The organism is Alysiella filiformis, assembly GCF_014054525.1.
Classification (GTDB): domain Bacteria; phylum Pseudomonadota; class Gammaproteobacteria; order Burkholderiales; family Neisseriaceae; genus Simonsiella; species Simonsiella filiformis.
On record NZ_CP059564.1, the window covers coordinates 1,881,715 to 1,902,256 of the forward strand.

The following is a 20,542-nucleotide window of genomic DNA, read 5'->3' on the forward strand; positions in this document are numbered from 1 at the left end:
AAAAATAAATCTCCCTGTTTTCAGGCTGTCTTTCAGTACACGACATTTTTTGATATTGCCACAAACCTGCCCCCTCCCCCTATGTAAGGGGGAGGGCTGGGGTGGGGGTTAGAAACGCAAAGAGCCACCCCCACCCTAACCCTCCCCCGCCAGCAGGGGAGGGAACAGGTTGCAAACAGCCTGAAAGATTTGTGTCGTGTACGGTAAGGCTGCCTGAAAACAGTCTGCTCAATTAAATAATTTTTGATTATAGCAAAAAACTTTCGGCTGCCTGAAATTTCTCCCTGCGTTCGCCAGTATAATGGGGTTTTGTTCAATGGTTTTGTAAAATCATGTCTGACACCGCCCACATTGCCGATAATGTTTTATCTTTACTGCACCATGTGCACGCGCCAGCCGCCGATTGTGTTGCGCCATTTTTGCCGCGCTTGTTTGCGGCTTTGGCTGATGGACACACCTTTATCTATTTAAATAAAGAAGAAACCGCCCAGTTGGCACGCGCTCAACCGATTGTGGGGGCAGACGCGCAATCGCCTTTGGTTTTGTATCGCAATCGTTTGTTTTTAGCCAAATTTTGGCAATTAGAACAACATTTGGCGCGTGAAATTCATCGCCTGTCGCATTACCGCAGGCTGCCTGAACGCTGGGATTTTATCCAACAACAATTACAGGCGTGGTTTGCCGATTCAGGCAGCCAAGACCAACAAGCCGCCGCCGCTTTAACTTTATTGCACAATTTCATGCTCATCAGTGGGGGGCCGGGAACAGGCAAAACCACCACCGTTGCCAAATTGCTGGCTTTGCTCTGCCACGACACCTTGCCGCGCATTGCTTTGGCAGCCCCAACAGGCAAAGCGGCTGCGCGTATGTCGGAAGCCTTAAAAAATGCGGTTACACGCATTGATGGGCTGCCTGAATCCACCGCCGCACATTTGCGCCAATTAAATGGGCAAACGGTACACCGTCTGCTGGCACTCACGCCACCCCAAATGCTGCCCGAATACGATGCCGACAACCGCCTGCCTTTGGACATTCTGATTGTGGACGAAGCCAGTATGTTGGATTTGTATTTGCTGCACCAATTATTGCAAGCCCTGCCCAACTCCTGTCGCGTGATTTTGTTGGGCGATGAAAACCAACTGCCTTCGGTCAGCGCAGGGGCGGTGTTGTCGGCTTTAATGCAAAGCAGTGCCGCGCTGCCTGAACCGATGGTGCGCGAATTACAGCAATTATTGCCATCAATTCAGTTGCGCCATTTGCGTCAAGGCACCGCCAAATTGACCATCAGCCACCGTTTTGGCGCAGAAAGTGGCATAGGTTGCTTGGCACGCGCGGTGGTTTCAGGCGAGGCGGAACAGGCTTGGCAGCAATTTACCCAATTTCCACAAACCCTGTCGCACCATCAGCACGACATCGCCCACATCGCCCAACAGCTTTATCGCGCCCACCAAGCCTATTGGCAAGCAATAGACGACAACCACCTTGACCGCGCCTTTGCCCATCAAGCCGATGTGTTGGTGTTGAGCGCACAACGCGCCGATGCCCACGCACTCAATCAAGCCTATTTGCAACAACTGCATCAACACCGCCGTGCCCACCCCGACCAGCCGTGGTTCAAAGGACAAATGCTCATCATCACGCGCAACGACCCCAGCACCCAACTTTACAATGGCGATGTGGGCATCGTGTTGCCACACGAATACGGTTTGGCAGCGTGGTTTCCCGACACCGCATACCGTTTTCGCCCCATCGCATTGAGCAGGCTGCCTGAACACGAAAACGCCTTTACCCTAACCGTACACAAAAGCCAAGGTTCAGAATACCGCGAAATTTGGTTTCTGCCCCCCACTCAACGCCAAGACGATGATTTCAGCCGCGCCCTGCTCTACACCGCCATCACACGCGCCAAAGAAAAATTTGTTTATTGTGGCAACAAAAGCAGCTTTCAAAAAGCCTGCAACACCCCCGACAAACGCCGCAGCGCATTAAACGAATGGCTCACACAAATTCAGGGAGATTTGTTTGTGTAATTGACATTTGATTTTCAATTCTTTACACTTATTGACAGAATAACATTCTGTGGCACATTAGGGGCTAATGACAATTTGGGTGCGAAGTTGGTTTTTCAGACAAACACCGCTTCGCTGTCAAATTCAAGGAAAAAATGCGAGTCAATGCCACCCATTGGCGCGTATTTTTGACGCAGAAGTTGGCGATTTTGATGAAAAAACAATCGCGAAACGAATTGTCATTAGCCCCTATTGCCGCCCCACTCAACAACATGGAACCCCAATCATGATAAAACCCATTTTTTTCAAATTAAGCGTATGCGCTTGTGCCATTGCCTTAACCGCTTGCGGTGCAAGCCGAGATGAATTTAAACATTTGCCCATCAATTCTGGTGGCGGTTACAGTTCATCGCGCACCGACACCACCACCACATTTGGCGGTGTTGCCACAAAATCAACCTACAACACACAAAGCCAACAAACCACCGAAATGGGCAAACAAATCAACAACATTTCAGGCAGCAATTTGAGCAGCGTGGTGGTTGATGGTCATGCCATTGATTTAAAACAAAATTCATTGTTTTCGGAAAACAACCGTCAAATCATCAACAATGATTTCAGCTATATGCGCTTTGGCACTTACCGAACACAAAAAGACAACATCATCAACACTTACACCGTTTCCTACGGACAAATTACCCCTCTCCGTAGCGTCCCCCCCACAGGCAGCGCAACTTACACAGGCGATTCCATTACCAATTCCATTCGCGGTACGTCTTACTTTACCGTCAATTACGCCAACAAATCCATTGTGGGCAACATCAACAACAACATCCATTTGCGCGGCACCATTTCAGGCAATTCATTCAAAGGCGACCACAACAACATGAGAATGCAAGGGCATTTTTATGGCGATAAAGCCCAAGAATTGGGTGGCACATTCAATAATATCAATGTACTCGCCAATGGCAACAATATAGTCGGTTCATTTGGTGCAAAAAAACAAGAGAAATAAACCCATTGACCTTCATCAAAACGGTTTCAGGCTGCCTGAAACCGTTTTTCACACCTCAAAATTAGACAAAATGTCCACAACAGGCAGCCTGAAAAAATTTTTAGACAAAATTACGACACAGATATTGTCAAAATGTCCAAAATCCGTATAATCACAGCCAAATTCATTTTTTTTAGACACCCATCATGCAACTGGACATTGACCGCTTAATCGCCCACTTTGGCGGCGTAAACGCCCTCGCCGAAGCCCTCAAACAACACGACCCCAACAACGCCCCCAGCACCGCCGCCATTTACAAATGGCGCACGCGCGGCTCTTTGCCCTTGGCGCAACTGAACAAATTGACCGAACTGGCACAAAATCAAGGCAAAACATTGGATTTAAACCATTTTATTCAACCCCAAAACGAATCGGAACACCCCATTATGAACACAAACAACCGCGTCATCATTTTTGACACCACCCTGCGCGATGGCGAGCAATCCCCTGGTGCCGCCATGAGCAAAGAAGAAAAAGTCCGCATTGCCCGCCAACTGGAAAAAATGGGCGTGGACGTGATTGAGGCAGGCTTTGCCGCCGCCAGCGAAGGCGATTGGGCTGCGGTAAACGAAATTGCCAAAACCGTTAAAAATTCAACCATTTGCTCTTTGAGCCGCGCGGTGGAACGCGACATTCGCCGCGCTGGGGAAGCCCTTGCCCCTGCCGAAAAACGCCGCATTCACACTTTCATCGCCACCAGCCCCATTCACATGGAACACAAACTCAAAATGCTGCCTGAACAAGTGATTCAGGCAGCCGTGAAAGCCGTGAAAATCGCCAAAGAATACACCGATGATGTGGAATTTTCTTGCGAAGACGCGCTGCGTTCAGAAGTCGGCTTTTTGGCACAAATTTGTGGCGCGGTCATTGAAGCAGGCGCAACCACCATCAACTTGCCCGACACGGTGGGCTATTCGGTGCCACATTTAACCGAAAAATTCTTCCGCGATGTGATTGCACAAACGCCAAACAGCGACAAAGTGATTTGGTCCACCCATTGCCACAACGATTTGGGCTTGGCGGTTGCCAATTCTTTGGCGGCATTGCAAGGCGGTGCGCGTCAAATTGAATGTACCGTCAATGGCTTGGGCGAACGCGCGGGCAATGCGGCGATTGAAGAAATCGTGATGGCTTTGAAAGTGCGCCACGATGTGTTTGGCTATGAAACAGGCATTGATGCCACACAAATCGTTACCGCGTCCAAACTGGTTTCCACCGTAACGGGCTACCCTGTTCAGCCCAACAAAGCGGTAGTGGGCGCAAACGCGTTCTCACACGAAAGCGGCATTCATCAAGATGGCGTGTTGAAACACCGTGAAACTTATGAGATTATGTCTGCTGAATCAGTGGGTTGGGCGGCAAACCGTTTGACTTTGGGCAAATTATCGGGTCGCAATGCCTTCAAAACCAAGCTGGCTGAACTGGGCATTGAATTGGACAGCGAAGAAGCCTTAAATGCCGCCTTTGCGCGTTTCAAAGAATTGGCAGACAAAAAACGCGAAATCTTTGATGAAGATTTGCACGCGCTGGTGTCGGACGAAATGTCCAATTTGTCGGAAACCTACAAATTTGTGTCGCAACACATTGTTACGGAAACGGGCGAATCGCCACGCGCGGAAATCGTGTTCAGCATAGATGGTGTGGAACACCGTGCCGAATCAACGGGTTCGGGCCCTGTGGACGCGATTTTCAAAGCGATTGAAAGCGTGGCGCAATCGGGCGCAATTTTGGAAATTTATTCGGTAAACGCCGTTACCAAAGGCACGGAAAGCCAAGGCGAAACCAGCGTGCGTTTGGCAAAAGACGGTCGCGTGGTAAACGGTCAGGGCGCGGATACTGATGTGTTGGTGGCAACCAGCAAGGCGTATTTGTCGGCATTGTCCAAGCTGGCAAGCGGTGTGGACAAAATTAAGGCACAAGGCGGCATTTGATTTTTCAGGCAGCCTGAAACGCAACTGGGGCAGATTTTTCATCTGCCCTTTTTTTGTAAAAATAAGGGTTTAACGCCTTTTCAGGCAGCATAACGCAATTTCCGCTACAATATCCCCACAAAATCAACTCAACACAATCCCATGACCCCTTTTGATTATTGCGAACACAAAGCGCGTGAAAGCCAGTCCAGTTTTTTGGCTGGATTTCGTTTTTTGCCCACCGAAAAACGTCAAGCCATTACCGTTTTATACGCCTTTTGCCGCGAGCTGGACGATGTGGTGGACGATTGCACCGACCCACAAGTCGCCAAAACCACGCTGGCTTGGTGGCGAGCCGATTTGCAAAAAGTGTTTGACGCAAACGGGCTGCCTGAACACCCTGTTCAACAAGCCCTGCGCCAAATCGTGCCAAAATTTTCCTTACCCCACAATGAGTTGGAAGAGCTGATTAACGGCATGGAAATGGATTTGCACCATGTGCGCTACAACAGTTTTGCCGATTTGCAATATTATTGCTATCGCGTGGCGGGCGTGGTGGGGCGTTTGATTGCGCGGATTTTGGGATTTCAAAACGCGCAAACGCTTGAATATGCCGAAAAATTGGGCTTGGCTTTACAACTGACCAACATCATACGCGATGTGGGCGAAGATGCGCGTATGGGGCGAATTTATTTGCCCATCAATGAGTTGGCGCAATTTAATGTGCCAGCACAAAGCATTTTGTCGTACACGCTCACGCCCGAGTTTGAAAAATTGATGCAATTTCAAGTGCAACGCGCCCAAGAAACTTATCGCCAAGCCATTGATTTGCTGCCTGAATGCGATAAAAAAGCGCAAAAAGTCGGCTTGATTATGGGCGGCATTTACCACGCGCTGTTGCACGAAATTGCGGCAGACGGTGTGGCAAATGTGTTGCGCTACAAAATCAAAATCCCCAATCCGCGCAAAATCCGCATTGCGCTGCGTGTTTGGCTGCTGGGTTTTCAACCATGATGGCGCGTTCAGGCAGCCTGAAACGCGGCAAAATTGCCATTATCGGTGCAGGCTGGGCGGGTTTGGCGGCGGCGGTGGAATTGGCTGGCAAAGCCGATGTTACCCTGTTTGAAGCCAGCCGCGTGGCAGGCGGCAGAGCGCGTGGCGTGGCAGACAAAGGTTTTTCATTTTTGGACAATGGGCAACATTTGTTGATTGGGGCATACCGCCATGTTTTTGAATTATTGGATAAAATTGGCGTAAACCACCATGAAATTTTTCTGCGCCAACCCATGCAATGGCATTTGCACGATGGCGTACAATTTCGGGCGCGGCGATTGTTGCCCGCACCGTTTCATTTATTGACCGCCATTTTGCAAGCCAAAGGCGCACGGCTGCCTGAAAAATTGCGGCTGTTGCACCAAATCACGGCTTTGACCTTGTGGCACAAAAAACAGCATTTGCCCGATGTATCGGTGGCACAATGGCTTGAAAAACAACACGTTTCCCAAAAATGGCAAGCCCAATTTTGGCAACCTTTGGTGTGGGGCGCATTGAACACGCCCATGCAATCGGCAAGTTTGCGCGTGCTGGCAAATGTGCTGGCAGACGGCATTTGGCACAGCCGAGAAAACAGCAACTATTGTTTGCCCAAAGTGGATTTGGGCGCGGTGTTGGCAAATCCTGCTTTGTCGTATGTTCAGGCGCGTGGCGTGCGTTATTTGCCTGAACATCGCGTTCAAAAAATGGTTTATCAAAATCAACAGTTGGCATTGTTTGGCGAAACTTTTGACCGTGCGATTGTGGCGGTTGCGCCTTATCATTTGTTGAATGTGCTGCCTGAAAATTGGCTTACCCCCAGCTTTCAGGCAGCCATTTCGCAGATTAAATACCACGCCATTACAACGGTTTATTTGCGCTACAACCGCCCCGTTGCCCTGCCAGCCGCCATCACAGGTTTTGCAGACGGCACCACACAATGGTTGATAGACCGCAGCCAAATCAACGGTGCAAATGAAATCGCTGCCGTGATTAGCGTGTCCGACCAGCACGGTGCCTTGTCGCCCGAACAATGGGTGCAGCGTGTACAAGCCGATTTGCAGCGCATATTGCCCGATTTGCCCGCGCCCATTGCCGTGCAAACGATTACCGAAAAACGCGCCACCATTGCCGCCGATGTGCAACGCCCCATTCCCAATCCGCGTGAATTTGCCCAATATGGCGTGCTGTTGGCGGGCGATTATTTCAGTGCGCGCTATCCTGCCACGCTGGAAACGGCGGTGCAAAGCGGCATGAACGCAGCACGGCAAATTTTAAAAACTTTGGCGTGATTTTCTCTGCTTTTTATTATTGCCATTTTTCAGGCAGCCTGAAAGGATTTTCATGAACAAACCTTTGGAAAACAAATACATTCTCATCACAGGCGCATCGCAAGGCTTGGGCGAACAAGTTGCCCAAGCCGCAGCAACAGCAGGCGCAACCGTCATTTTGCTGTCGCGCAGCCAAAAAAAATTGGAAAAGGTGTACGATGAAATCGTGGCAAGTGGCGCACCCGAACCCTACGCCATTTGCTTTGATTTGATGACTGCCGAAGAAAAAGAATTTGCCCAACTCGCCGACACCATTGCCTTGGCAACACAAGGCAAATTGGACGGCATCGTGCATTGCGCCAGTTATTTTGCCGCATTGTCGCCATTGGATTTTCAAACGGTGGAAGATTGGGTCAAACAATATCGCGTGAATGCGGTCGCGCCCATGGCTTTAACACGCGCCGTTTTGCCCATGCTCAAAGAATCGGCAGATGCTTCCGTGATTTTGGTGGGCGAAAGCCATGGCGCACAGCCGCAAGCCTATTGGGGCGGATTTGGCGCGTCCAAAGCGGGCATGAATTATTTGTGCCAAGTGATTGCCGATGAATGGTCGCGGTTTGCACATTTGCGCGCCAATGTGTTGATACCTGGTAAAATCAATTCGCCCCAACGCATCAAAACCCACCCTGGGGAAACCGCAACTGAACGCCGCAATATGAGCGACATCACACCCGATTTTGTGTGGTGGTTGAGCGCACAAAGTCGTGGCAGAACTGGGGAAATTGTGTATTTGTAAAAAACAAGGCTGAAACCTTTGCAAAACTCAGTTTATAGGGGCAAATTTCACATCTGCCTTGTTTAGACTTGCAGAAATTTTTATTTTTATCAATAACGTGAACTCGGGATAAGTCACTGTCAATTTGCCAACAAACCTGCCCTCTCTCCCTATGGGAGAGAGTTGGAGAGAGGGCTTGTTGAGCAGCATACCCTCTCCCCAGCCCTCTCCCAAAGGGAGAGGGAGCAAAGTGACTTAAATTTATCAATCACTTTTATCCCGAAATCGCGTTATCAATAAATTGAAAAAAGGGCAGATATGAAATCTGCCCCTACGAACCGAGTTTTGCGAAGGTTTCAGGCTGCCTGAATGCTTTGTTAGGCGATTAGTCCGCAGTCAAAACCACTTTCATCGCATTGTTTTCAGCCGCGTGTTTGAACACATCATAGGCTTGTTCCAACTCGCTGAATTTGAAATGGTGGGTCAGCATTTTGGTGTAGTCCACGCTGCTGGTGGAAATGGCTTTCATCAACATTTCGGTGGTGTTGGCATTAACCAAACCTGTGGTGATTTTCAGGTTTTTAATCCACAATTTTTCCAATTTAAAATCAACAGGTTTACCGTGAACGCCTACCACAGCAATGTTGCCGCCTGCTTTTACGATGTCTTGGCACATATCCCAAGTGGCAGGAATGCCTACCGCTTCAATCGCCACATCAACGCCATTTTTACCCACAATCTCAAAAACTTGTGTTGCCACATCGCCTGTTGTGGGGCTGATGGTGTGGGTTGCGCCCAATTCTTTTGCCATTTTCAGGCGATTTTCGTCCATATCGCACACGATGATGGCTGATGGGCTGTACAACTGCGCGGTCAGCAAAGCCGCCATGCCCACTGGGCCTGCACCTGCAATAAACACGGTGTCGCCTGGTTGCACATCGCCGTATTGCACGCCAATTTCGTGGGCGGTGGGCAATGCGTCCGACAGCAACAATGCCACTTCTTCGTTCACATTTTCAGGCAGCTTGATTAAGCTGTTGTCGGCAAATGGGGTACGCACAAATTCGGCTTGTGTGCCGTCAATCATGTAGCCCAAAATCCAGCCGCCGCCGTTGCTGCAATGTGAATACAACTGGGTTTTGCAATTATCACAAGTGCAACATTTTGATACACAAGAAATAATCACTTTGTCGCCCACTTTGATGTTTTTCACGCCAGAGCCGATTTCTTCCACAATGCCCACGCCTTCGTGTCCCAAAATGCGACCTGCGGCAATTTCGGGGTTTTTGCCTTTCCAAATGCCCAAATCTGTGCCACAAATGGTGGTTTTGGTAATGCGGATGATGGCATCGGTGGGGTCAATGATGGTGGGTTTGGCGTGTTCTTCAAAACGAATGTCGTTTTCGCCGTAGTAAACCATTGCTTTCATTTATCTATTCCTTTGTGTTTGTGAAAAAATCAACTTGGGTGTGATTATTCTCTCAACCTTGCCAATCGTCAAACGAATTTGATACATATTTTGTTTTGAATCAAAATGTTACACCATAACATCGTTGATTTTTAATGCAAAAAAAGCTGCCTGAAAATGGCATTTCCCCCAATTTCGTGCCAATTCGGTGTAAAATACGTTTCTTTATTCACAACCGTTTTTCTGCAAAATGGACGAACACCCCAGTTCCCCCATAAACAATTTTTCATTTAAATACAAACACATCTAATCCTGTCTGAAATGTGCGCCCTGCCCCTTTCAGGCAGGCGGAGCGCATTTTTATGGCAAACACAAACGAAAACCTCAATGTAACCGAACAGTTGGAAAACGACATCGCCGATGTGCAATTTTTGGCAGAACAATTACTGCCGTTTCGCCACGACATTCAAGCCGAAGCCAATCATCAATTTTCGCTGCCCGAACCGCGCATTCACGCCCAACTGCAAATGCTGATGGGCATCATTCAAGAATTGCACCCTGCCGACATGGCAGCCGTGCTGGAAAACTTGCCGCCCAAAGAACGTGAACTGGTGTGGCTGCTCGCCACCCCCGAAGACGATGGCGATGTGCTGCTGGAAGTTTCCGACACCGTGCGCGAAAGCCTGATTGAACACATGGATACCCAAGAGCTGGTCGCCGCCGTGGAAAATCTGGACGTGGACGAATTGGCTGAACTCGCCGACACGCTGCCTGAAAACGTGGTCGCCGAAGTGATGAAAGATTTGAATGAAGAAGAACGCGCCCAAGTTCAGGCAGCCATGTCTTACCAAGATGAGCAAGTGGGCGCGGTCATGGATTTTGAGATTGTCAGCGTGCGTGCCGATGTGTCGTGCGAAGTGGTGTTGCGCTATTTGCGCCGTTTTGATAGCCTGCCCAATCACACCGATAAAATTTTTGTGGTAGATGAAAACGACATTTTGCAAGGCGTGTTGCCCATACGCAAACTGCTCGTTGCCGCCCCCGAAGAGCTGGTTGAAAACGTGATGGCAAAAGAAGTGGTGCAATTTAGCCCTTTGGACGATGTTGCCGATGCCGCCGCCGCATTTGAACGCTACGACTTGGTAACCGCCCCTGTGGTGGACGAAAACCGCAAACTCATCGCCCGCCTTACCGTAGATGAAATGGTGGACGTGATTCGCGAAGAAACCGAAGCCGATATGCTGAACATGGCAGGTTTGCAAGAAGACGAAGACCTGTTTGCCCCCGTGTGGGATTCGGTGAAAAACCGTTGGGTTTGGTTGGCAATCAATTTGTTTACCGCGTTTGTGGCAAGCCGCGTGATTGGTTTTTTTGAAGATTCCATTTCACAAATTGTGGCGTTGGCAGCCTTAATGCCGATTGTGGCGGGCATAGGCGGCAATTCGGGCAACCAAACCATTACCATGATAGTACGCGCCTTGGCAAACAGCCAAATTTCCAAATCCCAAGCCATTCGTTTGCTGAAAAAAGAATTGGGCGTGGCTTTGGTCAATGGCATTATTTGGGGCAGCGCAATGGGTTTGGTGGCGTGGTTGCTCTATGGCAGCTTGGGCATAGGCTTGGTGATGGTGGCTGCCATGACTTTGAATTTGCTGTTGGCAGCCGTTTTGGGGGTCATGATTCCCGTAACCATGGAGCGTTTTGGCAAAGACCCCGCTTTGGGCAGCTCGGTGATGATTACTGCCGTTACCGATTCGGGTGGATTTTTAATCTTTTTGGGATTGGCGACCGTGTTTTTGCTGTAAAACATTTTCAGGCAGCCTTACAGTACACGACACAAATCTTTCAGGCTGTCTGCAACCTGTCCCCTCCCCTGCTGGCGGGGGAGGGTTAGGGTGGGGGTGGCTCGTTGCGTTTCTAACCCCCACCCCAGCCCTCCCCCTTGCATAGGGGGAGGGGGCAGGTTTGTGGTAATATCAAAAAATGTCGTGTACTGAAAGGCTGCCTGAAAAACATTTGTGCGATTGATTTATGGCAAATCCGACAAACCTTCACGCGCCAAATCTGCCACCGCTTGATTGTCTTGTTGCTGTGCCGCCAACGTGTACCAATGTTTGGCTTGCGCCAAATCTTGCGCCACGCCCTCGCCATCGTGATACATCGTGGCAAGCACATATTGCGCTTCGGCAAAGCCTTGTTGGGCAAACGGCAAAATTTTGGCAAAGGCTTGTTGCGATTGATTTTGTTTCAACAATTCGCCTGCCTGCGCCATATTCACACGGTAATCGTAAACCTGTTTTTCGCTGAACGATTGTGCTTGTGCCATGCCACTCGCCAACAACACAGCCAAAAAAAATGTTTTCAATTTCATGATTTCACTTTCATTTCCAAATTTTCAGGCAGCCTGAAAGCTGCTCAGGCTGCCTGAAAGCGGATTATTCAAACAATTATTTCCAATAACGCCACCAAGGCATATCATCAGGCACCCAATCTTTTTGCAAATAGGGGCTTTGTGGGAAATTTTTCTGCAACACACGCTCGGCATCTTCTGCCAACTGGGGTTTGTCCATTTTTTTGTAGCTGAACACCATGATTGCCAAGGCTTCTTCCACATAGCGGGTGTTTTGGAATTGTTCAATCACACGTTGGGCGCGATTGTTGGCGGCAACCCATGCGCCGCGTTTGGCATAATATCGGGCAATGGCAATTTCGTGTCCGCCCAGCGCGTCCACCAACTGCGACATGCGTTTGCGGCTGTCATCGGCATATTTGCTTTGTGGGTATTTTTTGACCAATTCTTCAAAGGCGTAAAACGCTTGGCGATTGGCTGCTGGGTCGCGGTCTGACCAGTCTTGCGATGCCAAACGGTTTAAAAATGATTGGTCTTCATCAAACAGCACCAAGCCTTTCAAATATAAAGCATAATCCATGTCCACGCTGGCTGGAAAATGCTGTTGGAATCGGGCAATGGCTGCCAAGGCTTTTTCTTTTTCTTCATTTTTGTAATGGGCATAGGCGGTTTCAATGCCTGCTTGTTCGGCGTAACGCCCATCGGGTTCGCGTGAACGCAACAGTTCATATAATGTAACGGCTCGCGTATAATTGTTGCCATTGAGTTCGTTACGCGCTTCATTGTAAAGCTGGTCTATTGTCCAGTTTTGCGTTTTTTGCGCTTCTTTATCAACCGTACCTTTGGCTGCGCACGCCGATAAAGCTGCCGCAACCGAAATCACCAACAGAAAATTTTTCATGGAAAACCCAACTCAAATTTTTGAAAACGATGATTATAGCGAAGATTTGTCTTTTCAGGCAGCCTTAACATCTGAAAATATCCAACTGACCATTCCCAACGATTTGGCAGGTTCGCGCTTGGACGCGGCATTGGCAAAATTGTTGCCCGATTATTCACGCAGCCGCATCAGCAGTTGGATTAAAGACGGCGGCGTGTTGTGCAACGGCAAAATCACCACCCCAAAAGACAAACTGATTGGCGGCGAAACGGTGCAAGTGCAAATTCAAGAAAGCCAAGAAAATCTGGCATTTGAACCCGAAACCATGGATTTGGACATCGTGTTTGAAGACGACACCGTGCTGGTGTTGAACAAACCTGCTGGCTTGGTGGTACACCCTGCTGCGGGTAATTGGACGGGCACGCTGCTCAATGGCTTGCTCGCGCATTGCCCCGAATTGGCGCAAGTGCCACGCGCGGGCATTGTGCATCGTTTGGACAAAGACACCAGTGGCTTGATGGTGGTGGCAAAAACGCTGCCTGCACAACTGCATTTGGTCAATCAACTGCAAAATCGCACGGTCAAGCGGATTTATCGTGCGGTGGCAGATGGCGTGGTGCCATTTGATGGCAAAATTGAAACGCTGATTGGGCGCGACCCACACAATCGCCTGAAAATGGCTGTCGTGAAATTTGGCGGCAAAGAGGCAATTACCCACGTTAAAGTGCTGGAACGCTACCACGCCCACAGCTACATTGAATGCGAACTGGAAACGGGGCGCACCCACCAAATTCGCGTTCACATGAAAGAGGCGCGACACCCTTTGGCTGGCGACCCTGTTTATGGCAATCCGCGTCATGTTTGTTCGCAGCCTGTGAAAGATGCGGTAAAAGGCTTGGCACGTCAGGCTTTGCATGCCTATCGTTTGCGCTTTATCCACCCCAAATCGGGCGAAGAAGTGGCATTTGAAACGCCCATTCCTGCCGATATGTACCATTTGTTGTCGGTGTTGCGCTTGGAAAGCGGCTTGCATTCATCGTTGAGCCACGAAGTAGAATGGCAAAACCAATTTGAAGACGATGAAGACGATTGGAACGAAGACGATTACGATGTACAAGTGGTTTATGTGAAAGATTGAATTTCAGGCAGCCTGAAACCTTTGCAAAACTGTATTCGTAGGGGCGGATTTCATATCCGCCCTGTTTTGATGTGTCAATATTTTTAACTTTATCAAATATTTGTGGAAAGGGCGGATATGAAATCCGCCCCTACGTCTGTTTCACAATGGGTTTTGCAAAAGTTTCAGCCTGAAAAGGTTTGACAAAGGTTTCAGGCTGCCTGAAAAGCCATTTTATTGATACACAATTTCATTTTTCGGTTCAAAATCGCGCACATCTACCGTTTTGCGTTGCTGCAAAAAGTGTTTCAAAGTGTCCGCGTCCACCAAACCTGTGTTGATGTAGCTGGGGTGCTGATTGAGTTTGGGATAACCATCGCCACCCAAAGCCAGAAAATCCACCACCGCCAAACGGTAAGTTTTTTGTAAATCAAGTGGTTTGCCGTCAATTTGCACATGGTCAATGGTTTTTTCAGCACGTTTAACGGTCATGCTCACATTGGCGGAAAATTGGGCGTAGCCACCTTCGCCAGCTTGATATTGCGCCACTTCTTGCAAATAGGCGTGCAATTCCGCGCCCGTCAAATCCACATACGACACCACATTACCAAAAGGCTGCACGGTCAAAATGTCTTTGTAGCTGATGGTGCCATTGGGCAAAGAGGCACGAATGCCACCGCCATTCACCACCACCAAATCGGCATTCACACGTTCTTTTTGCGCTTGGGCAATCAAATGCGCCAAAGCACTTTGTTGATGGCGTACCGTCTCGCGTTTGCCGTCAAATTCGCCTTGAATTTGTGCCACCGATTCTGATAATTGCGCATTGGCTTTGTCTTGATAATGTTGCAATAATTGGCGCAATTTGGGTTCGGGCGCAATTTCGCTTTGATGGAATTGATATTGCGTTTTGCCATCATCGCTTGTGATTTTTTTCTTTAAGTTAATGGGAATCAACTGGTAATTCAACAATTTGGTTTTGCCATTTTTAAATTCAAAATCGGCGCGACCCAAATATTTGCCCCATTCACCTGCTTGCATAATCCATGTGCCGTTTTTCAAATCGGGCTGACATTTGTCGCCTGCCTGAAATGGGGTTTTCAATTTGCCATTTTCCATGCAAACCAAAGTGTGCGAATGCCCACCAATAATCATGTCAAACGATTTTGCAGGCAGCCTTTGTGCCAGTTGCACATCGCTGGTGGCAGGGCTGTTGGGATTGGCATTTTCATAGCCCAAATGCGTTAAAGCGATTTTGACATCGGGCGCGTGTTGCTTGCGGATTTTTGCCAAGATTTTTTGGGCAGATTCGGGGACATTTTTAAACACCACGCCATTGGTGTGCAAAGGATTGCCTGCGGTGGCGGTTTCTTCGGTGGTCAAGCCGACCACGGCAATTTTCAAGCCATTTTTGTGCAAAATGGTGTAGGGTTGCGCCACAAATTTACCTGAATTTTGCCACACCACATTGGCAGACAAAAACGGAAATTTTGCCCATTTCTGCTGATTTTTCAAAGCCGAAAAGGGGTTATCAAATTCGTGATTGCCCACCGTCATGGCTTCATAGCCCATATTGTTCAGGGCTTCAATATCGGGGCGGGCATTTTGAATATCGGATTCTGGCACGCCCGTGTTCACATCGCCTGCATGCAACAGAATCACGCTGCCGCCTTGTTTTTTCACTTCTTTTTTGATTTGTTCAATAACGGTTTTTTGGGCAGGAAAGCCATATTCGCCCTTATCGTTGTGCCAAAAACGACCGTGCGTGTCGTTCACATGCAAAACGGTAAAACGGTAAGTTTTGTTTTTTTCATAGGCTTGCGCGTGAGGCAACAGGCTCAATCCCAAAATCAAACCGCTCATTTTTAAGATTTTTTTCATATTTTTCTCCAAAGGCAATCATGAAACCAAAATGCGATTATACGGCAAATGTAAAGAAATGTTGGGATTTGTATCAAAATTGTGTTTTCAGGCTGCCTGAAAATATTTTTAAGATGCAGAGTGCAACTTGTTGTACCCTAATACCATATTTTAACGCGAGTTCGAGATAAAAGTGATTGATAAATTTAAGTAACTTTACCCCCTCTCCCTGTGGGAGAGGGCTGGGGAGAGGGTATGCTGCTCAACAAACCCGCTCTCCAACGCTTTCCCACAAGGAAAGAGGGCTGTTTTATTGGCAAATTGACAGTTACTTATCCCGAGTTCACATTATTTTAATAACGTGATGAAGTATTGATTTTCAATAACATTTCCACCATTTCATCGGGCAAAATTTGCAGCGTTGGTTCAAGAATACGTTGCGGAATACCGCGATAATATGCTTCGGCAATGCTGCCTGTAATTGCCGTCAGCGTATCGGAATCGCCGCCCAGCGACACCGCCAAACGAATCGCATCTTCAAAATTTTCGCTTTCCAAAAAAGCGGTTATTGCTTGCGGCACCGTACCTTGACAGCTTTCATCAAAGGCATAATTGGGGCGGATTTCATCGCAGGTCGCACTCAAATCGTATTCAAAATAATCGGCAATGTTTTGGCGGATAAAGGTTTTGCTTTCGCCCGTTCGCGCCCAAAAAATGGCGGCGGCGGTGGCTTGTGCGCCTTTAATGCCTTCGGGGTGGTTGTGGGTAATGGCAGCAGAATCATGGGCGAAATTCAGCACATCGGTTAATTTGTCAAATGCCCAGCCGATTGCCGACACGCGCATTGCCGAACCGTTGCCCCACGATAAATAAGGCTGTGGATTTTCCGACCAAATCCATTCATTGAAACGCACACCGTATGCACCCATTGGGCTGGGGTAGCGTCTGCACCATTTTTGCATAATCGTGTTCAAATCGTAGCGGCAACCGCCCACCACCCACTCGCTTACGGCAACGGTGCAAATGGTGTCATCGGTAAAATGGCTTGCGCTGGTAAACAATTCAAAATCTTTACCGCGATAATTTTTAAATTCAAAACGCGACCCGATGATGTCGCCAATCGCTGCACCCAACATGGTTTTTTCCTTTTAAAATAATCAAATGTGCATGATAACACATTTTTTCAGGCAGCCTGAAAAGCCAATTATGCTAAAATCCCCCAGATTAAATTCAAGAAGGTCAATCCAAAAATGTATCAAAATCAAAATATTATTGTCGGCTTGTCGGGCGGTGTGGACAGCTCGGTAACCGCCGCCCTGCTCAAACAGCAAGGCGCAAACGTACACGGCGTATTCATGCAAAACTGGGAAGACGACAACAACGACCAATATTGCAGCATCAAACAGGATTCGCTGGACGCGATGGCGGTTGCCGACATCATTGGCATAGACATGGACATCGTCAATTTTGCCGCGCAATACAAAGACAAGGTGTTTGCCTATTTTTTGCAAGAATATCAGGCAGGCAGAACGCCCAATCCCGATGTGTTGTGCAATGCCGAAATCAAATTCAAATGTTTTTTGGATTATGCGATTGAACAAGGTGCAGAAGCCATTGCCACAGGACACTATGCGCGTAAAGACGTGCGCGATGGCATACACCACCTGCTGCGCGGCGTGGACGGCAACAAAGACCAAAGCTATTTTCTCTATCGCTTACAGCCACATCAGTTGGAAAAAGCCTTATTTCCATTGGGCGATTTGGAAAAGCCCGAAGTGCGCCGCTTGGCAGAACAATTCAGGCTGCCCACCGCCACCAAAAAAGACAGCACAGGCATTTGTTTTATTGGCGAACGCCCTTTCCGCGAATTTTTGCAAAAATACCTGCCCACCCACGAAGGCAATATGCTCACCCCCGAAGGCAAAATCGTGGGCAAACATTTGGGCTTGACCTTTTACACGATTGGGCAACGCAAAGGCTTGGGAATAGGCGGGGCGGGCGAACCTTGGTTTGTGGTAGGCAAAAATCTGCCGAAAAATGAATTGATTGTGGTGCAAGGTCATGACCACCCTTTGCTGTTTACCCAATCGCTGAAAATGCACGATTTGAGCTGGACGCTGCCTGAAAAACCACGCGAAGGTCGCTACACTTGCAAAACGCGCTATCGCATGGCAGATGCGGCTTGTGAATTGCGTTATCTGTCTGATGATGTTGCCGAATTGCGGTTTGACGCGCCACAATGGGCGGTAACGCATGGGCAATCGGCAGTATTGTATGATGGCGAAATTTGTTTGGGCGGCGGCATCATTACCGCCACCGATAAAGATGTGATTGTGGTGTAATATTGTTTCAGGCAGCCTGAAAACAACACAACGTTGTTTCTAAAAAGGCTGCCTGAAAGCCATTTTTGCGTTAAAATGGCATTGTTCATTTTTCTGTTTTCAGGCAGCGATTGCGTTTTCAGGCTGCCCCAGAACCTGTGTTCATAATCTTAACAGCTTGCTTTTATCGCTACTTCATGCGCCTACTGCGTTGGCTTTCCAAGCCAATATTGACATATTGGCATGAAAAGTCGCCTTGTATTCGCAAAAATAACCAACAAAATCAAGCTATTAATCTTATAAACACAGGTTCTGAAATTCATTTTTCAGCTCACCCATCATGCGTACACCAGCCATCAATCCCAAAATCATTGCCACCCTGCCTGTGATGTTAAGTACAGGTTTGGTGGCTTTTGCGGTGGATTATCATGGTGCGTGGTTGTCTTATTTATCGCCGCTCATTTTGGGCGTGATTGCAGGCGGTTTGGCAGATTTGGACAACGGCTTAACAGGCAGGCTGAAAAACATCTTGTTTACCGTGATTGCATTCAGCATTTCATCGCTGTCGGTACAAATCACCTTCAACCAGCCCATTTTGCTCACCAGCACCTTTACCGCCTTGGCGTTTATTTTTACGATTTTTGGCGCGGCGGGCAACCGCTACCGCACCATCGCCTTTGCCACTTTGGTGGTGGCGGTGTACACCTGTTTGTCTCATCAACCCAATAGCAGCAATTATTTCAATACCTTATTGTTGCTGTGTGGCACTTTACTGTACAGCGCGTCCAGTTTGCTGACCCACGTTTTGTTTCCCAATCGCCCCGTGCAAGACGGCATGGCAAATGCCTATCAAGCCCTGTCGCATTATCTCAACACCAAAGCCGATTTTTTTGACCCCGATGAAGCCGACAATCTGGAACAGCAACAAATCAATCTTGCCATGAAAAACACGCAAGTGATTAACGCCTTCAACACCTGCCGCAACGCCCTGTTTTACCGTATGCGCGGACAACACCGCCACCCACGCACCACCAAAATGTTGCGCTACTATTTCATCGCCCAAGACATACACGAGCGGATTAGTTCCAGCCATGTGCATTATCAAGCCTTTGCCGAACAAATGCGCCACACCGATTTGATTTTTCGCATACAAAGATTGCTGCGTTTGCAAGCCCAAGCCTGTGCCGACTTTTCAGCCAGCCTGCGTCAAAACAACGACCATTACCAATACGCCCCCAAATTGCAACGCGCCACTTTGGGTGCCGAACAATCCCTACAATATTACGCCACCCACCCACAAACCAGCCAAATCGCCCCCTATCGCGTACAGCGTTTGCTCGACAACATCATGCACGTCAGCTTGCAATTTTCCCATTTGGGTAAAGAGCAGGCTTTGGCAATGAATGAAAAAGAAATCGGATTGAGTTCGCCCGATGTGCGCGGTTTCAAAGGTGCATGGCAAGCACTCAAAGCGCAAACCACTTTGCAATCATCGGTGTTTCGTCATGCCGTGCGCATGGCGATTATCGCTTTTGTGTGCTGCCTGATTGTGCAATTCATGCCACAACTGAACGCCCAATTCATGCCCGAAAGCGCAGAAAACATTCATTTGGGATTTTGGGTGTTGCTCACCGCCGTATTTGTGTGCCAACCCAACTACTCCGCCACCAAAAGCCGCCTGATACAGCGCATTTTGGGTACGGTGGCAGGCGTGTTGGTCGGTTCATCATTGCCCTTGTTGTCCATTACCGATGAAATCAAATTGCTGATTATCGTGGTCATGACCACACTCTTTTTCCTGTTTCGCAGCAACAAACACAGTTATGCCACTTTTTTCATTACCATACAAGCCATTATGGGTTTATCCATTACAGGCTACGATGTAACCCAATTTTTCGTACCGCGTGTGATAGACACCGTGGTGGGCGCATTGGTGTCAGGCGCGGCGGTGTATATGCTCTGGCCAGACTGGAAATACCTGTCGCTGGAACAAACAGGCGCACAAGCCATACACAGCAACGGCAATTATTTACGCGCCATTTTGAACGAATTGCAACAATACGCCCCCAAAAACGATTTGGCATACCGCGCCGCACGCCGCCGCAGCCACGACCGTGCCGCAACCTTATCCAGCACCTTGTCGGATATGTCCAGCGAACCGAAAAAATATGGCGACAAATTGCAAGATGGCTTTTTGTTGTTGAAAATCAACTACTCACTCATCAGCTACATTGCCGCTTTGGGCGCATACCGCGACAAAATCCATTGCACAGACGACAACGAAACCGCATTTTTAGACCAATTTTTCCCCGTTGCCAACCAAGTGGTCAGCGCATTGGAGCATTTGAGCATTTGGAACAGCGAACAATTTCACGTTGCCCTTACCCAACTGCAAAACGACATGGAACAAATCCGCCCCAATTACAATTCTGCCGACAATGCCACCGAATCGCAAAATCACATGTTGTGGCAACAATTGGTCATGATTAGCGAATTGCTGCAACCGTGTTATCAAGCACTGAATCGGCAACATTTGTGATTTTCAGGCAGCCTGA

16 protein-coding genes are annotated in these 20,542 nt (G+C 48.5%); 11 read left to right on the plus strand and 5 right to left on the minus strand.

What is annotated here, in order from left to right; translation table 11 throughout:
• The first annotated feature begins 332 nt into the window (after positions 1 to 332).
• From recD to H3L97_RS09345, 7 genes are all read left to right on the plus strand, one after another.
• On the plus strand, positions 333 to 2,030 hold the full coding sequence (gene recD, locus H3L97_RS09320) for an exodeoxyribonuclease V subunit alpha (protein ID WP_097114559.1): 1,698 nt from the start codon (positions 333 to 335) through the stop codon (positions 2,028 to 2,030).
• Positions 2,031 to 2,164: 134 nt separating this feature from the next.
• Complete coding sequence (locus H3L97_RS12090; RefSeq protein WP_257011003.1) at positions 2,165 to 2,299, plus strand: hypothetical protein; 135 nt, start codon at positions 2,165 to 2,167, stop codon at positions 2,297 to 2,299.
• Positions 2,296 to 3,024, plus strand: a complete 729-nt coding sequence (locus H3L97_RS09325; protein ID WP_097114560.1) for a transferrin-binding protein-like solute binding protein — start codon at positions 2,296 to 2,298, stop codon at positions 3,022 to 3,024. The genes H3L97_RS12090 and H3L97_RS09325 overlap by 4 nt, the downstream gene beginning before the upstream one ends.
• 185 nt (positions 3,025 to 3,209) lie before the next feature.
• Complete coding sequence (locus tag H3L97_RS09330; protein WP_097114561.1) at positions 3,210 to 4,994, plus strand: 2-isopropylmalate synthase; 1,785 nt, start codon at positions 3,210 to 3,212, stop codon at positions 4,992 to 4,994.
• A gap of 141 nt (positions 4,995 to 5,135) precedes the next feature.
• Positions 5,136 to 5,987 (plus strand): presqualene diphosphate synthase HpnD, encoded by an 852-nt coding sequence (hpnD, locus tag H3L97_RS09335; protein ID WP_097114562.1) that lies wholly within the window; start codon positions 5,136 to 5,138, stop codon positions 5,985 to 5,987.
• Complete coding sequence (gene hpnE / locus H3L97_RS09340; RefSeq protein WP_224446359.1) at positions 5,984 to 7,297, plus strand: hydroxysqualene dehydroxylase HpnE; 1,314 nt, start codon at positions 5,984 to 5,986, stop codon at positions 7,295 to 7,297. The genes hpnD and hpnE overlap by 4 nt, the downstream gene beginning before the upstream one ends.
• A gap of 52 nt (positions 7,298 to 7,349) precedes the next feature.
• Complete coding sequence (locus H3L97_RS09345; RefSeq protein ID WP_097114563.1) at positions 7,350 to 8,072, plus strand: SDR family oxidoreductase; 723 nt, start codon at positions 7,350 to 7,352, stop codon at positions 8,070 to 8,072.
• 364 nt (positions 8,073 to 8,436) lie between these two features.
• On the opposite strand, the gene H3L97_RS09350 is transcribed toward H3L97_RS09345, so the two are convergent.
• Positions 8,437 to 9,480: a zinc-dependent alcohol dehydrogenase family protein gene (locus tag H3L97_RS09350; protein ID WP_097114564.1), complete on the minus strand. Its 1,044-nt coding sequence runs from the start codon at positions 9,478 to 9,480 to the stop codon at positions 8,437 to 8,439.
• Positions 9,481 to 9,821: 341 nt separating this feature from the next.
• Here H3L97_RS09350 and mgtE point away from each other — a divergent pair, with 341 nt between their 5' ends.
• Positions 9,822 to 11,264, plus strand: a complete 1,443-nt coding sequence (mgtE, locus tag H3L97_RS09355) for a magnesium transporter (protein ID WP_097114565.1) — start codon at positions 9,822 to 9,824, stop codon at positions 11,262 to 11,264.
• Positions 11,265 to 11,488: 224 nt separating this feature from the next.
• Here the strand turns inward: mgtE and H3L97_RS09360 are convergent, their stop codons facing one another.
• Positions 11,489 to 11,830, minus strand: coding sequence for an SEL1-like repeat protein (locus H3L97_RS09360; protein WP_097114566.1), 342 nt, complete (start codon positions 11,828 to 11,830; stop codon positions 11,489 to 11,491).
• Positions 11,831 to 11,906: 76 nt separating this feature from the next.
• On the minus strand, positions 11,907 to 12,710 hold the full coding sequence (locus H3L97_RS09365; protein ID WP_097114567.1) for an outer membrane protein assembly factor BamD: 804 nt from the start codon (positions 12,708 to 12,710) through the stop codon (positions 11,907 to 11,909).
• Here H3L97_RS09365 and rluD point away from each other — a divergent pair.
• Entirely contained in the window at positions 12,709 to 13,827 is a 1,119-nt protein-coding gene (gene rluD, locus H3L97_RS09370) for a 23S rRNA pseudouridine(1911/1915/1917) synthase RluD (RefSeq protein WP_097114568.1), read from the plus strand. The two genes, H3L97_RS09365 and rluD, sit on opposite strands and share 2 nt — an antisense overlap.
• Positions 13,828 to 14,040: 213 nt before the next feature.
• Here the strand turns inward: rluD and ushA are convergent, their stop codons facing one another.
• Both ushA and H3L97_RS09380 read right to left on the minus strand, forming a co-directional pair.
• Positions 14,041 to 15,687, minus strand: coding sequence for a bifunctional UDP-sugar hydrolase/5'-nucleotidase UshA (gene ushA, locus H3L97_RS09375; RefSeq protein ID WP_097114569.1), 1,647 nt, complete (start codon positions 15,685 to 15,687; stop codon positions 14,041 to 14,043).
• Between the two features lie 332 nt (positions 15,688 to 16,019).
• Positions 16,020 to 16,802, minus strand: a complete 783-nt coding sequence (locus H3L97_RS09380; protein ID WP_097114570.1) for an ADP-ribosylglycohydrolase family protein — start codon at positions 16,800 to 16,802, stop codon at positions 16,020 to 16,022.
• A gap of 114 nt (positions 16,803 to 16,916) precedes the next feature.
• Between H3L97_RS09380 and mnmA the strand changes: the two genes are divergently transcribed.
• Both mnmA and yccS read left to right on the plus strand, forming a co-directional pair.
• Entirely contained in the window at positions 16,917 to 18,008 is a 1,092-nt protein-coding gene (gene mnmA, locus H3L97_RS09385) for a tRNA 2-thiouridine(34) synthase MnmA (RefSeq protein ID WP_097114571.1), read from the plus strand.
• A 319-nt stretch (positions 18,009 to 18,327) separates the two neighbouring features.
• Complete coding sequence (yccS, locus tag H3L97_RS09390; protein WP_097114572.1) at positions 18,328 to 20,526, plus strand: YccS family putative transporter; 2,199 nt, start codon at positions 18,328 to 18,330, stop codon at positions 20,524 to 20,526.
• Positions 20,527 to 20,542: the final 16 nt, after the last annotated feature.

What these genes read in the sequence shown, in the direction of transcription:
- recD (WP_097114559.1), top strand. Translation starts at nt 333, where the DNA reads ATGTCTGACACCGCCCACATTGCCGATAATGTTTTATCTTTACTGCAC.
- H3L97_RS12090 (WP_257011003.1), top strand. Translation starts at nt 2,165, where the DNA reads ATGCGAGTCAATGCCACCCATTGGCGCGTATTTTTGACGCAGAAGTTG.
- H3L97_RS09325 (WP_097114560.1), top strand. Translation starts at nt 2,296, where the DNA reads ATGATAAAACCCATTTTTTTCAAATTAAGCGTATGCGCTTGTGCCATT.
- H3L97_RS09330 (WP_097114561.1), top strand. Translation starts at nt 3,210, where the DNA reads ATGCAACTGGACATTGACCGCTTAATCGCCCACTTTGGCGGCGTAAAC.
- hpnD (WP_097114562.1), top strand. Translation starts at nt 5,136, where the DNA reads ATGACCCCTTTTGATTATTGCGAACACAAAGCGCGTGAAAGCCAGTCC.
- hpnE (WP_224446359.1), top strand. Translation starts at nt 5,984, where the DNA reads ATGATGGCGCGTTCAGGCAGCCTGAAACGCGGCAAAATTGCCATTATC.
- H3L97_RS09345 (WP_097114563.1), top strand. Translation starts at nt 7,350, where the DNA reads ATGAACAAACCTTTGGAAAACAAATACATTCTCATCACAGGCGCATCG.
- H3L97_RS09350 (WP_097114564.1), bottom strand. Translation starts at nt 9,480, where the DNA reads ATGAAAGCAATGGTTTACTACGGCGAAAACGACATTCGTTTTGAAGAA.
- mgtE (WP_097114565.1), top strand. Translation starts at nt 9,822, where the DNA reads ATGGCAAACACAAACGAAAACCTCAATGTAACCGAACAGTTGGAAAAC.
- H3L97_RS09360 (WP_097114566.1), bottom strand. Translation starts at nt 11,830, where the DNA reads ATGAAATTGAAAACATTTTTTTTGGCTGTGTTGTTGGCGAGTGGCATG.
- rluD (WP_097114568.1), top strand. Translation starts at nt 12,709, where the DNA reads ATGGAAAACCCAACTCAAATTTTTGAAAACGATGATTATAGCGAAGAT.
- H3L97_RS09365 (WP_097114567.1), bottom strand. Translation starts at nt 12,710, where the DNA reads ATGAAAAATTTTCTGTTGGTGATTTCGGTTGCGGCAGCTTTATCGGCG.
- ushA (WP_097114569.1), bottom strand. Translation starts at nt 15,687, where the DNA reads ATGAAAAAAATCTTAAAAATGAGCGGTTTGATTTTGGGATTGAGCCTG.
- H3L97_RS09380 (WP_097114570.1), bottom strand. Translation starts at nt 16,802, where the DNA reads ATGTTGGGTGCAGCGATTGGCGACATCATCGGGTCGCGTTTTGAATTT.
- mnmA (WP_097114571.1), top strand. Translation starts at nt 16,917, where the DNA reads ATGTATCAAAATCAAAATATTATTGTCGGCTTGTCGGGCGGTGTGGAC.
- yccS (WP_097114572.1), top strand. Translation starts at nt 18,328, where the DNA reads ATGCGTACACCAGCCATCAATCCCAAAATCATTGCCACCCTGCCTGTG.